This window comes from Bacillus cereus group sp. BcHK124 (assembly GCF_027712065.1).
Classification (GTDB): domain Bacteria; phylum Bacillota; class Bacilli; order Bacillales; family Bacillaceae_G; genus Bacillus_A; species Bacillus_A pacificus.
In genome coordinates, this window is sequence record NZ_JAQFPJ010000017.1 from 57,324 (window position 1) to 71,209 (window position 13,886).

Below are 13,886 nucleotides of genomic sequence, written 5' to 3' on the forward strand. Positions count from 1 at the left end.
AACTTTTTTATATGTATTTCGTTGTTATGTATGAAGGGAGGGAAATTAGTGAAACGCAAACAATCATTAGAAGACATTTATACAGAGCATATGCATGATTTATTTCGCTATCTTCTCTCCCTCACCGGAGATTCTCATTTTGCTGAAGATCTCATGCAAGAAACCTTTTACCGAATGCTCGTCCATATTGACTATTATAAAGGCGAAGAAATTAGACCATGGTTATTTACAATTGCCTACAACGCCTTTATCGATTGGTACCGAAAAGAGAAAAAATATAAAACAACGAAAATTGAAGAATTCCATTTACCAAACGTGCCAAGTACAGAGCACTCTTATTTCGTAAAACATGAGATTGCTAGTTGGTTAGAAGGTTTATCTTCTCTTCCGCTCGAAAGACGAAATGTCCTGTTACTACGAGATTACTACGGATTCTCGTATAAGGAAATAGCAGAAATGACTGGTCTCTCACTAGCGAAAGTGAAAATTGAATTACACCGCGGACGAAAAGAAACGAAAAGCATAAAGGAGTGATACGGATGGGTTGTACAGAGTTTAAAAAACTATGGGAGAAGTACGAAAACGGAACGCTCACGCATGATGAACAAGAAGAGTTAGAAAGTCATATAGAAACGTGCGAAGAGTGTGAAACACATTTGGATGAATTGCTCGCAAAAACAGAGCCAGTTAAGAAAAAGTTACCACCAAAAGATCTTAAAGTCCCTTTTTGGAAAATTAAGTGGAAACATCGATTACAGACGCTTGGTTTCATCCTATCCATTTGTATCGTCATATATATAATCGGCGGAATATTATCCGCCTTTTATTTCCAATCTAATAACGATAAAAGGTTAAAAGAAATAAGAAGTGTTCCTTCTCTTGCACTTGAAGCGACTATGCCAAATAGCCGCGTTATGGGCGGTGGAACAAGTGTAGAAGCTTTTTTCCGTACGAACAGCCACTTTGATGTAGTAAAAACGGTCGGTAAAAAAGAAATACCACTCGGGACATTAGAAACGAGTAGCTTCTTATCATCTGTAAATGTACTAAATAACTCTTGGATGAATACATTCTATCAGCCAAAGCTCTTCTTTGTTCACCCAAAAACAGAACAGGGTGATTATTTAAAGGAATCTTCAAAAAAGGTATGGGATACACTTGCAAAAGTACATGAAGGAACCGTTGCAGAAATAGCAATTTCTTTTGACAAAGCTTACACTTTAAAGGAGCTAGAACCACTTTTATATAACGTATTTGAAGCACAAGAACTCCCTCCAACTCCTTTATGGTACGCTTTAGATACGGGACAAGAAAAAACAAATGTAGAAGACCACATCCTACATGGCGGAGAAGCTATAGGCTTTCCAGAACATATAAGATTCCTAGATAGTGATACAGAGAATCAGAAAACGCCAGAAGATAAAGTTATCGAAATGATGCGTATTCTTTCTACACATACGGAAACGGTAAGTAAAATAGCTATAATTCCTGAGAAAGAACTAAAATTAGATAAGCGCTATCAGTATGTAAAAGATAACGGCGTTAAAGTATACGGCATGGTCATTACTGGCCCGTCAAAAGAGTTATTAAAATTACAAAACTCGCCGCACGTTCGTTATGCGACCCTTGGAGATATTGAGGTCTGGAATTGGTTTGATTATTAATGAGGAAAAGGAGAGCAAAGATATGCTCTCCTTTTTCTATCTTATTTCCTCTCCACAAACTTTAAAACTAAAAATGCTGCACATAGATAGAAAAGCCCAATAACTAAAAAGCTATAGCTTGCTCCGCTATACCAACTTGATGATTCATTTAGAAGGATTCCCATAATTGCTATACCAACTAATGCACCAATTTGACGATTTACATTTAAAGTTGCCCCAGCCATATTTCCATTTTCACGACCAGCAGATTTCATCACAATTGTAGTCATGGCAGGTACTGCTATACCGATTCCAAGATTAACAACACTGTAAATAATTGCAATTCCTATATAACTCACATTATTTACTACAAGCATTAATAATAAAGATCCTATACTAGCTATAAATAACGCTATGAGTAATAGCAATTTTGAACCAAACTTAGTTACCATTTTTGCAAATAATACATTTCCAATAACAAATACACTCATCATTGGCAATAATTGTAGTCCTGCAACAAACGGGCTTGCTTCGTATGCCTTTTGTAAAAAGAGTCCAAACATAAATATGCCGCCAAATAAAGCAAAATTTATTAGAAATCCAACTATATTCGCTGAGGTAAACGTCTCATTTTGGAACAATACTCTTGGTACAACCGAGTTTTTTGATTTTCGTTCTGCATAAACAAAGAGAATAGCAGCCAATACCGTTCCCACTACTCCTCCTAAAATTTGAGGCGAGGACCATCCATAACTTGGACCTTCAATTAGAGTAAAAGCTAATAATGTTATTGTAGTTATACCGATTAAATGATTTAATACGTTTATTTTCTCCTTTTTCGGTAATACATTAGGAATAATTACAAAGGCCATTAGAACACCGATAACCCCAATTGGAAGGTTTATAATAAAAATGCTCCGCCAACCAAATGTATTTACTAAAAGACCACCAATAAAAGGACCTGTACCAGAGGCGATAGAGACAATTGCCGACCATATCCCAAACATTTTAGCTCTCTTCTTTTCATCTGGAAATGATACTACTAATAAACTAAGTGAACTTGGCATAAATAAAGCCGCTCCAACACCTTGAAGTACCCGGCCGATAATAAGGGTGTTCCCATTTGTGGCAATCGCACATAAAAGAGATGCGAATACAAAAATGATTAAACCAACCATATACATATTTTTTGCTCCATATTGGTTAGCCAATGCCCCTCCAGCGAGTAATAATGCCGCAAAAGATAAAATATATCCATCAACAATCCATGCTGAACTATATAATGTCATTCCTAATGTTTCCTGAATATTTACCACCGCAACATTTACTACTGTCACATCTAACGTAGCCATAATAAAACCCATTGCCAAAGTTATTAAAATGACGATACCTGATCTCTCTTTTGTTTGAACATCTAAATTTCTACTAGCCACCCCATTCAATTGCTTACTCCCCTTTCAAAAATTAGTAATTTACCTATATATTCCTTTAGAACTATAATAAAGAAAGTACTTCATTTATAAAAGTACTGATTTTTTATATAGTACCTATACTTTTATATAGTAAGGAGTGTTTATATGGAAAATATAAATGAAGAAATTTTATTAAAATGCCCCATTGAAAAAACAATGTCTGTAATAGGTGGTAAGTGGACTTTCTTAATTTTAAGAGATTTGTTCTATGGTCCTAAACGTTTTGCTGAGCTTGAAAGACGTCTAAGTGGCATTAGCCCACGCACACTCTCTCTTCGCTTAAAAGAACTTGAACAAGAAAATATTATAAAGAGAACAATCTATTCAACTATGCCACCTCACGTGGAATATTCACTAACAAAAAAAGGGGAAACACTCCGTCCTATTTTTGACGCGATGAAGGACTGGGGAAATGAGTGGAAAATATTAGATGAATAAAAAGAAGGTATCATCTTATGTGATGATACCTTCTTTCTGTTAATCCGAAATCACTTTCACATACATCCCTCTCACCGCTTTTTCATAAGCGATCTCGCTCATCTGTCTTATTTTTCCCGACACAACAGACGATGAAACAACTTCACCTTCACGAAGTAACGGAGGATCAATAAGACGGACTTTATTTTTCTGATACAAATCATAATCGTTTCTATCTTCTTTTACGTTTACATTCGGATGAATTTTTCTTAATAAAACATGTACTTCTGGCTCACTACATTGCTGCAATTTCGAAATAAGCTGATCATCTTCAAGAAGAAAGTCATCTGCATGAATAACCTTTTTATGAAGAGCTAACTTTAGCGTTTTCGCTAACATGTCGTTTCCGTAAATATTCATTGGTTTCATAAAGAAATCGATTACTTCTTTGTAATACGTTTCTGTAAACCATTCTGCTACTTCGATACTTTGAACAACCATTTTCCCATCTACAGCAATGACATCCTTTAAAAAACTGTGAACTTCTTCTAAAGAAACATACCCATATGTATACATATCTCGTAACGTATAATCCACTCGGTCTGCGCATAATTCTGGTGCTGACCTTTCGAGTAACGTCCACTTCGAATCATCTAATAAAATATCTTCATAGTTATAACCATACTTTGAAAGAATCACTGGAATTTCTGAGTTTTTCACAACAGAGCCAAATATCTCTTCATGATAACTTTCATTTCTATTATCAAAAACATAATCAATCACATGAGAAAAAGCAGTATGTGATACATCATGCAGTAAACCTGCAATTTGTTCTTCTACTGAACCACCTAGTTTTTTCACTAACAACATAACACCAACTGAATGATCAAAGCGCGTTACATTCCAGTTCTCATTTATTAAGTAGCTTGCGCCATTTTGATGAATACCTTTTAGTCTTTGCACAGACTTACTTGCAATTAATTCTTCTACTACTGGATCCACTTTAAATTCACCGTAAATAACATCTGATATAATCACTTATAATCCCCCTTTATTTCAGCAGCGTCTTCTAAATGAAAGAGAAAAGAACTGATTTTTATTAATCAGCCCTTTTCTCCTTATCCCACTATTCAAACGTAACTTCCACCTGCACAATCTCAGATCTACTTCCAAGTCGAAGCGGTGGTCCCCAGAATCCGAAACCAGAAGAAACAATCGCGTGGAATGCACCTTTTTGTGCGTATCCCCAGTCTAATTCGTACATTCTTCTCGTTACAATATGATTCGGCGCCATTTGTCCGCGGTGCGTGTGGCCGGATAGTAGTAAATCGACGCCAGCCTCCGCTGCTTGTTTCAACTCGAATGGTTGGTGATCCATTGCAATAACTGGCATAGATTTATCTACCGTACTCATTAGATTTTCAAAGCTTTGACGATCTCGCTCTGTTTTATCTCTTCTTCCAACGAGGTAAAATTGATCTTCAATTGTAATCACTTCATCTAACAGAATACGAATATCAATCTTATCCATCTCTTGTAAAAATTCAGGAACCGCTCGTCCATAATATTCGTGGTTTCCTAACACACCATATACGCCTAATGGAGCTTTCATTTGCTTCATAATTTGTCCCATATTTTTTTGAATGAATACGCCTGGATGGTCATCGATAATATCACCTGGCAGTAAAATAATATCAGGCTCCATCTCATTTACATGACGGACAAGTCTTTTTAAATGCGACACGCCAGATAATTTACCGAAATGCATATCAGAAGCCATCGCAATGCGTAAGCTTTTACGTCCCTCTACTTTTTTCGGTATGTGCACCTCGTACTTCCTAACTACTGGACTATATGCGTTGAATACTCCATATGCAAAAATAAAGATAAACGCAAGTAACACGGCCGTTCCTGTCCAAATAATTGCCACTTCTTTCTCCACTGTAAACTGTAAAAGAAAGACCGTAATATTTGCTAAGGGCAACAGCATAAGCGCATATTGTATGACCGCAAACCAAATCGACCCTATCGTTCGTAGAAATGGCAAGAACTTAAACACTTGCACGAGAATGTACGCATATGAAATAAATCCGACTACGAAAGCGTAATACCCCCAAGATTCCCAGCCAAACACCGCATGAAGCCAAACCCAACCGTTCCAGCCGATGTAAAACATGAGTAGTGTATATACAAGTAACATAGTAAATATATTGAAATAACGAAGATTTTTCACAGCCAGCCTCCTTCTTGATTTCTTCTATTATATCTTGTTATGCACGTTTAACGTAAATATTAAGCACAGCAATCTTCATAATAAAAACCTCTAACTGCTAGATGCAAACCTAACAATTAGAGGTGCAATTCAAAACAAAATTACTTTTACAGATTTTCGTTATAGAAACTTGTTAATTTTTCAACTGCAATTTTTACTGGTTCTGGTTGGTCGTATAAATCATAATGACTCGCATCTTCCACAACAAGTAAATCTTTTTTCTCTGAAGCTGCTTTCTCATACAACTCATGACCATCTTTATAAGAACCGAATGCGCCTTGCTTGCTGCCGACAATAATTTGTAACGGCTGTGTTAATAATGTATCTGTTAAATGGAACGCATCAAATCCAATTACCGATCCCATGCTCGTAAAGTTTAACTTATTTGGAGAGTTAACACTTTGCCCTCGCGGTGTTGTATAGTACTCAACTGCTTCTACAATATCTATATCCGTCATACCTGCCGCCTTTAATTCCTCCTCATTTTTAGGAATCCAGTTTGTAATCATCGCCTCTGCTCCGCGTGCTTCAGCAGTACGTTGTTTACCAATTGCCTCTAACACCCCAATTGGATCAGCTTCACGATTTAATCGGCCGATATTTGCACCTACAACTGTGCCAACTGCTTTAATACGGCGCTCCGTCATCGCAGCATTTACCGCATAACCACCGCCCGCACAAACACCTAACACACCGATACGTTCTTCATCTACATAAGGAAGAGTAGTCAAATAATCTACCGCTGAGCGAATATCTTCAACGCGCGCAGCTGGTTCTTCCATATATCTCGGTGCACCTTCACTTTCACCTTGATACGATGCATCAAACGCAAGCGTTACATAACCTTGTTCTGCTAACTTCTCTGCATATAATCCTGCCGTTTGATTTTTACAGCTACTACCTGGATGCACACAAACAATCGCTGCATTTTGTTTCTTTTCCTCAGCACCTACAGGAATATTTAAAATACCTGCAACTCGTAATCCTCTTGCATAAAAATGAACATTTCTCTTCGTAACTGCCATATATAAAACCACCCTTATTTTATTTTTCATTTACACTTGTGAGAGTTAATACTCACGTGTATATTTATAATAAAGCGAGCAACCACTTGTTTCAATGACCACATTTACGCATTTGGGTGATAATACACACATAACGAAATATGTGTATCAATAACGGAGGAACACCATATGGAGAAAATCGATCGAAGAATTATAAAATCACAAAACGCCATTCAATCCGCATTTATCGAAATGCTAATTGAAGATGGCTTTGACGAAATTACAGTAAAAAATATTACAGAAAAAGCAAACATCGGAAGAAAAACTTTCTACCTACACTACCTAGATAAATACAATTTATTAGACAAAATTGTGGACGACCATTTAAATCAATTAAGAGAAATATGTGATATAAAACAAACAAAAGGCTATATAGAAGGAACTGTCATATGGTTTGAATACTTCAAAGAACACAAACCATTTTTCGCATCGTTATTTAGAAGCAACAGCACATTATCATTTCAGAAAAAGTTCCTAACGTTCATCATGGGTGAACTAGAAAAAAAATTAAACACAAATACATCCGTAAATAAAAACATTGATAAACAAATCGTTTTAAAGTTTTTAGGAACAGCTGTCATGGGCATTTTGGAATCTTACGTATTGGATGAAATTGATAATGATGTTGAGTACGTTGCGACGCAAGTTGGGGAATTGATGAGGAGGAATATATAATGGTTATGAAAAAATGCACCCAGATTGTTGGGTGCACTTTTTATATTTTAACGCCTTTATTTTGAAAAACACCATCACAATCATTTAGCCATGCTTCCATCGATTCTCAGTAATCGGCTAACGTTATATTCTCCCAATCTCCTTGATTTTCTTTGAAATCTTTTTGAAGGTAAAATAAGAATTCTACTAGTTTTTCTTTTGAATCTACACCATCAGCTAAATCGTAAATATCCATTTCGTTACTCCTTCTATCGTATACATTCCTTTTCTATCACACTCAACCACGCACCGCTTCTTCTAATAATAAATCCAACCATTCTTCCATAGTTCCTAAATCTCGTAAAACTTTCTTATTTCTTAAATGTAATTCTAATACTCTATTCTCTTCGCTAATAGCATATATTGTGCCCAAATCCATTGAATCTGCAAAGACAAAATATGAATCAGGAATTTTTTTAGAAGCATATAGTTGTTGAAAGTTATACAAATCAAACGGTTGAAAATATTCTTCCTCATCAGAAAGACCACCAATTTTCGGCTGCCCTGCTATACGAACTAAATTTGCCAAAAAGCTTCCGTTCATAAGAGATAGTAGGTATTTATATGGTTCTGGAAATACAGTTTCCATCTCATCTTCAAATACTTGAATTTCTTCTTTACTAAGCGGCGGATTCACTACATTCATCCAATTAACTTTATCTACATTTCCAAACACCCTAGTTCCTGTCCTTACAGTTTTTGTATCTTTTCCATATACGGGTTCCAATTTTTTTATAATAATATTGTGCATAATTCCAACTCTTTTCCTACAAATTTAACACTCTAATACATTTTGCCTTCTTTCCATTATTCCCTCACATATTAAGTACATCAATATAATACAGCCTATCATCCATCTGAAAATACATAACAGATCCGCGGCTATAATAAGTACCAAATTGAATTGGTTCTCCAAGTTCATTACGAAGATTCATATCATGCACATGATTATTATTTAAATCATAAACAAATCCGTCCTACATTATTTTCATCATATTTGTACGTTGCAAATACTATATTTTCCCCCTTAACTGTTTATATATAAGATATTTATAAAAAAGAAAAGCTGATATCAGCTCTTCTTTCTACAATTTATTTTTCATTTAATTTTCACCATCCATTTCCTCTGCTGTCTCAGATGAAAATTCTTTTAGGTTTTTTCAATATCTCTAGTTTTTTCTTCATATAAATATCCCTTTTTACTAAAAAAGATGTTTTAAGCTCCCCTATAGGAATATATTTCTCCAATACTATTTGTCATCATAGAGTGTAAATGAATTAGCGGGGAGTTGTTGTGTAAAATTAGAAGTATTGAGTTGTTCTATTGGTTCTTGAGATGTTTGTTTCATGTGTCGTTTTTCAAATGCTAATTGTATCCTTTGTAGCATAATATGTGCTGTAATAATAGTCAGGATGAAAAATGTAATAGGAACCATTGGAATCCAAGGTTGAACAGAGAGGGAACGAAAATAGAGACCAATTAAACCTGACCATTCATTGCTAACTGACTCAACTTCATTTCCGTAGAAAAGAATTGTACCACCAAAAAATAATTCTAAAATACCAAAATGAGAGAAAATGATTAAAGTTTGTACAAATTGTTGCATCATGACAATGATTAGAATAGGAAATATATTTGGAAATATGTGTTTTATAGCGAGATGAAATTTGCTTCCTCCTAATATTGTAGCAGCTTCTATAAATTCTTCATTCAGTATCTTTTTTGTCTCTTTTGCAAAATAAAATATAAGAACGGGTAAAGCGAGAATGACTAAGACTATGATTTCAAAGGATGCTCGTTCAAAGAAAGAGGGAACTGGAGACCCATTTTGAAAACGCAGTACTGTATCAAGAATAAAGTAACCAATGAGGGTCATTGGAACAACTGTAAAACAATCAAAGAGAGCTTCAAGTGTCTTAAAACTTTTTCTTACATAAAAAGCGAAGAATAATCCAATTACTAGCCCGATAAATGTTCGTAGAAATGCTATCAACAACGATATACCAATGGTCCATTTCGCTCCATCTACTACTCTATGTAATAAATCAAATCCCTTCATATCCGTACCTAACAGAAAAGTGAAAGAAGGGGGAAATGGTGCCGCTTGTACATTACCACTTTCATCATATAGAATAGATGTTTGGCGAACTTTCCCATCAAAAAATATGGAATTTCCGATGCTTACTATGATTAATAGAAACAAAAAGGATATACAAATTATGAAATACTTATCTCTTTTTAAATGGGCCCACATGTTAAGATTCTCCTTTCAGCTCATCAGGTATGAAAATATTGAAAAGCTTAAAGACAATAAAAATAGGAATGTAAATTAAAAACAGTGTAACGCAAAATATTTCAGGTGCTGGTTCTAATTCGGTATTATACGTTTTTAAAAATGTGAAAATACCTTGAACATTGAGTAAATATTCAATAATGTATAAATTAGATAACATATACCAAATATTTGTTTTTGAGAAGTAGAGAGTACTTAAAAAGATGTTTCTTAGAACGTGATGATTGAGAATATAAAACGTGTCAAATCCTTTGGCGCGTGCTAGCAAGGTATAATCTTTTTGTAATTCATTTTCAAAACGTAGCAATAGTAGCTTGTTAAACATAAGAATAGTTGGAAAACTTAAGCAAATAATCGGAAATAGTAAGATTGAGTTGTCTTTTGTACCAGCTATATTTGCGATTAAAAAGTTTGTCTGTTTATAAATCCAAACGACAAGTAATTGGAGACACAAAATAATAAAAATATCAGGAATTGCTTCTAATAGTAAAAAAAATGATTTTATTCTTTCTCTTTTTTTTACAGGGAGTAGCAACAAGGCATAAACAGTCATAAAAGAAACTAATACGGAAATAAAAAGAGCAGCTAAAAAGATAATAACCGTGTTTCCATATTGAATTAGAATTTGAGGAAATAGGGGTTTTGCAAATTTCGTGTAAGTTAATGGATCCCACCCTATTAATTTAGAGGTGACGTCCGTAAGTGTGTGCAGGTAATTGTTAAAGTCGATCTTCATCCCAATAAATAAGTGCGGTAATGTGCCGATAAATATAATGATAATAAACGATAAGAATAGGTGGAACGGTATCGTTAAATATGTTTGTGCAAAATTTTTTTTCATGTTAGCCTAACCTTTCCTATAAAGTGAAGCTACCATCAGTAGAGAATCTCTACTGATGGTAGCCTAATGAACCAGTTTTTACAACAAATTCAGGAAAAAGAAACACTTCATGTACTTGAATTGAAAGGGAACAAATTTTTATTCCTTATTTATTAGGGGTGCTAAATGTTTTTTATAAACAAATTACATCGCTAAACCATTTAAAGTGAACTGTTCTATAAAAGAAATTTAAGTAACTACTTTACTTTCTAAATGTCAAGATATGAAGTTTAGTTTATGTAGACTCAAAGGTTAAAAATTTTTATTTATTAGCTTTTCATTAACTCTTCTTTGTTTATCTCCATATTTGTCTTAGCAGAATTTTTAAATTCGATTATATTTACTTGATTTTGGAATTTATTCAAGAAGTCTGTTACTAACCTAATTAACAAAAAGAAAATAATCATTTGGATAATCATGCAAGCCCAAAGTAAATAATCCGTCCAGTTCATATCTTTCACTCCTTTATTTGTTTTGTAAGATATAAAAAATGATTCATACTACGATAAATTGTGAATGTTGAGTTTAAAATTGCTATTAATAAAACTAAGAATGTTGATAAAAGTATAGAGAAGATTCCATTATGATTGAAAATTAGTGATATATCCTTTTCATATATAAGAAGAGATTGCAAGCTGAAAAAATCTGTTTCATTTTTAATAAGGAAAATAATTAATCCTACTAAAAAAATATTGCGAAACACTAAAGTCCAAGATAAGTTATGATTTCCTACAATTCCACCACATCCGCAAGAAATATTGGTTCTCTTCCTATATAAATTAACAATGATTCCTATTGTATACATAATTAATAAAAGTAAAAGTATAGCGCCTACCCAAAGCTGTAATAATCCTAGAATGAGTGAAATGGAACAAATTAACGCAAGGCTTACTTCCACCCTAGAAAAGAATTTTATGAATTTTTTGGGGAGGATTTTATATTCCCCTACAATGACAACGTGTTTGCTAAAATGTAATAGTTTACTAATAGAGGACGATAGAAAAAGAGTACCTATTAATATCCTTAAAATTAAGATAATTTCATTCATATTAAAACCTCATCAAGTTTATTTTGATATAGAGTTGCTTGGGTTGTGTATAATTCATAGTATTTCCCTTTTTTCAGGAAAAGCTCTTCATGAGTACCGAACTCAACTAATTCACCATTGTCTAATACAACAATTTTATCTGCTAATTTAGCTGCAGACATTTTATGAGAAATCATAATTGTAGTTTTCTGGTTAGTCAGTAATTCAAATTTATCAAAAATTTCCCTTTCTGAAATAGGATCTAACGCAGCAGTTGGCTCATCTAGAATCATGATATTACCATTTTTAAATAACGATCGAGATATTGACAATTTTTGCCATTGACCTCCTGAGAGCTCTTCACCCTCTTGTAAAAATCTCCCTAATGGAGTGTTGTATGCATTCGGGTATAGTTGGATATCTTCATGGATTCCTGACTGCATAGCTACATTTTTTAGTTTTTCATCATTATTTATTTCGGAAACATTACCAAGAGCGATATTCTCTCTTATGGTTAAATGGTACTGAATAAAATCTTGAAACATTACTGTCGTGTGCTCTCTTAAAGAATGTAATTGAATTTTGTTAATAGGTATATTATCAATATATATATTTCCAGATGTAAGTGGATATAGTCCAAGCAGGCATTTTATTAATGTAGTTTTTCCAGATCCATTATGACCGACTATTGCTATCTTTTCATTAGGTAATATAGAAAAAGATACATTTTGTAAAATTTTATTTTTATTATTAGGGTATGAAAAAGATACATTTTCAAAGCGTATGCCATATTGTAAAACACTAGGAAATGGTACTTGTTCATCGTTATTTATTTCATCCTCATCTAGTGAATCGATATAATGAAAATAGTCATATATATATAATACATCCTCATATAATTGAGCCAAATTAGCTGAAATGTTATGTAATGCATTTTGTGTATTATGTACTGCTTGTCCTATAGAAACGAAGTCACCAATTTTAACAGCAGATTTTTTAATGAGCCAAATAATAATTCCGGCCGAACCACAATATGAAAGAGCTACTAGCAAATCTAAAAATATTTCCGCTTTACTTTTGGTTTTTAAGAAATTTAAAGAATAACTCATATTTTTATTATATTTTTTTTCCCATCTTTGTATGAAGTACGTATGTAGGTTAAAAATTCTAATTTCCTTAATCGTATCTTTTTGCATTAACAAGTTCTCTATATAATTTGTCTCCCTTAAGAGGGGAGTAGTTTTTTTTGTGAGTTCAAATCCTTGTTTACCAAGATATGATTTTATGAAGAGAGCTGGAAAAAAGGTAATACTAGCAACTACAGCTAAACTCCAATGAATAGAGAGTAAAAAAATAATTAAAGATGAAATGGTTATTAAAGATTGTGCAATTAAAAATAAATTGTTAATTGGTGATAGTAGACGTCTACCAGTATTTGATTTTATTCGATTGGTATAGTTATAAAAATCAGGATTATCAAAATATGAATACGGTATTTTAAATGTCTTATAAGCAATTTCTTCAGTTAAAAATTTAGTGAGCTTAAAGCGCATATTTTCGTCAATATAATACTGTAATTGTTTAATGATAGTTTCAATTAATAATAGCAAAAATTGTAGTACAAGCAGAGTAATAGCTAATGTATAATTTTTATTTTCACTTGTAATGATGGTGGATACATTGTTAACAAGTTCTTTTGTAGTCCATATTGTAGCCACAGGTAACATCCCTAAAATAATCATGAATATGCTAGAAAAGCAAAACCAAATCTTATTGAGTTTCCAAATTAGTTTAATAGTTCTTAGTATGTAAGTAATGAACATATAAAAAACCCTCACTTTTTTTCTTTTAGAGGACATTGTCAGATATTGGAGAGAATTTAGTAATAGTAGCTTCAGAATTTATACGTATAAATGTCGGGAAAACAAATATTTGTAATTGTTTTTTTTGAATCTCAGATAAAGGAAATACTGGAATCTTACAATGCGCCGGAATACTATTATTAAATTGATTGTATAAATCTGGGGTTTCGGAATATAAATATATTATTAGGTTATGTGATTTGTGCTTATTTTTATGAATAATTTCATTTAATTTTTCATG

General features: G+C 33.3%; 14 protein-coding genes and 1 pseudogene. 4 read left to right on the forward strand and 11 right to left on the reverse strand.

Annotated features, from left to right (window positions below; all coding sequences use genetic code 11):
* Nucleotides 1–30 precede the first annotated feature (30 nt).
* Together PDK19_RS20685 and PDK19_RS20690 are read left to right on the forward strand one after the other, a co-directional pair.
* Nucleotides 31–534, forward strand: coding sequence for an RNA polymerase sigma factor (locus tag PDK19_RS20685; RefSeq protein WP_270707933.1), 504 nt, complete (start codon nt 31–33; stop codon nt 532–534).
* 5 nt (nt 535–539) lie between these two features.
* The gene (locus PDK19_RS20690; protein ID WP_270707934.1) at nt 540–1,664 is read left to right on the forward strand and encodes an anti-sigma factor; all 1,125 of its coding nucleotides are present in this window, start codon (nt 540–542) and stop codon (nt 1,662–1,664) included.
* Nucleotides 1,665–1,705: 41 nt separating this feature from the next.
* On the opposite strand, the gene PDK19_RS20695 is transcribed toward PDK19_RS20690, so the two are convergent.
* Nucleotides 1,706–3,085: an MFS transporter gene (locus PDK19_RS20695; RefSeq protein ID WP_270707935.1), complete on the reverse strand. Its 1,380-nt coding sequence runs from the start codon at nt 3,083–3,085 to the stop codon at nt 1,706–1,708.
* Nucleotides 3,086–3,220: 135 nt separating this feature from the next.
* Here PDK19_RS20695 and PDK19_RS20700 point away from each other — a divergent pair, with 135 nt between their 5' ends.
* A complete protein-coding gene (locus PDK19_RS20700; RefSeq protein ID WP_270707936.1) occupies nt 3,221–3,553 on the forward strand; it encodes a winged helix-turn-helix transcriptional regulator in 333 nt (110 codons plus the stop codon).
* A 39-nt stretch (nt 3,554–3,592) separates the two neighbouring features.
* On the opposite strand, the gene PDK19_RS20705 is transcribed toward PDK19_RS20700, so the two are convergent.
* The 3 genes from PDK19_RS20705 to PDK19_RS20715 all read right to left on the reverse strand — a co-directional run bounded on the left by PDK19_RS20705 (nt 3,593) and on the right by PDK19_RS20715 (nt 6,829).
* Nucleotides 3,593–4,570: an HD domain-containing protein gene (locus PDK19_RS20705; protein WP_270707937.1), complete on the reverse strand. Its 978-nt coding sequence runs from the start codon at nt 4,568–4,570 to the stop codon at nt 3,593–3,595.
* A gap of 88 nt (nt 4,571–4,658) precedes the next feature.
* Complete coding sequence (locus PDK19_RS20710) at nt 4,659–5,765, reverse strand: metallophosphoesterase (RefSeq protein WP_270707939.1); 1,107 nt, start codon at nt 5,763–5,765, stop codon at nt 4,659–4,661.
* A 146-nt stretch (nt 5,766–5,911) separates the two neighbouring features.
* Entirely contained in the window at nt 5,912–6,829 is a 918-nt protein-coding gene (locus PDK19_RS20715; RefSeq protein WP_270707940.1) for an alpha/beta hydrolase, read from the reverse strand.
* Nucleotides 6,830–6,997: 168 nt separating this feature from the next.
* On the opposite strand from PDK19_RS20715, the gene PDK19_RS20720 reads away from it, so the two are divergent.
* Complete coding sequence (locus PDK19_RS20720) at nt 6,998–7,543, forward strand: TetR/AcrR family transcriptional regulator (RefSeq protein WP_270707941.1); 546 nt, start codon at nt 6,998–7,000, stop codon at nt 7,541–7,543.
* A 109-nt stretch (nt 7,544–7,652) separates the two neighbouring features.
* On the opposite strand, the pseudogene PDK19_RS27495 reads toward PDK19_RS20720, so the two are convergent.
* The 7 genes and pseudogenes from PDK19_RS27495 to PDK19_RS20755 all read right to left on the reverse strand — a co-directional run.
* Nucleotides 7,653–7,778 (reverse strand): annotated as a pseudogene (locus PDK19_RS27495) (DUF7660 family protein); the annotation flags it as partial.
* Nucleotides 7,779–7,820: 42 nt separating this feature from the next.
* A complete protein-coding gene (locus PDK19_RS20730) occupies nt 7,821–8,333 on the reverse strand; it encodes an SMI1/KNR4 family protein (protein WP_270707942.1) in 513 nt (170 codons plus the stop codon).
* Nucleotides 8,334–8,832: 499 nt separating this feature from the next.
* Nucleotides 8,833–9,837, reverse strand: a complete 1,005-nt coding sequence (locus PDK19_RS20735) for an ABC transporter permease (protein WP_270707943.1) — start codon at nt 9,835–9,837, stop codon at nt 8,833–8,835.
* A 1-nt stretch (nt 9,838) separates the two neighbouring features.
* A complete protein-coding gene (locus tag PDK19_RS20740; RefSeq protein ID WP_270707944.1) occupies nt 9,839–10,717 on the reverse strand; it encodes an ABC transporter permease subunit in 879 nt (292 codons plus the stop codon).
* A gap of 308 nt (nt 10,718–11,025) precedes the next feature.
* The gene (locus PDK19_RS20745) at nt 11,026–11,208 is read right to left on the reverse strand and encodes a hypothetical protein (protein ID WP_001104600.1); all 183 of its coding nucleotides are present in this window, start codon (nt 11,206–11,208) and stop codon (nt 11,026–11,028) included.
* 5 nt (nt 11,209–11,213) lie between these two features.
* Complete coding sequence (locus PDK19_RS20750) at nt 11,214–11,804, reverse strand: MauE/DoxX family redox-associated membrane protein (RefSeq protein WP_270707946.1); 591 nt, start codon at nt 11,802–11,804, stop codon at nt 11,214–11,216.
* On the reverse strand, nt 11,801–13,642 hold the full coding sequence (locus PDK19_RS20755) for an ABC transporter ATP-binding protein (RefSeq protein WP_333563853.1): 1,842 nt from the start codon (nt 13,640–13,642) through the stop codon (nt 11,801–11,803). Before PDK19_RS20755 ends, PDK19_RS20750 begins: the two co-directional genes overlap by 4 nt.
* Nucleotides 13,643–13,886 lie beyond the last annotated feature (244 nt).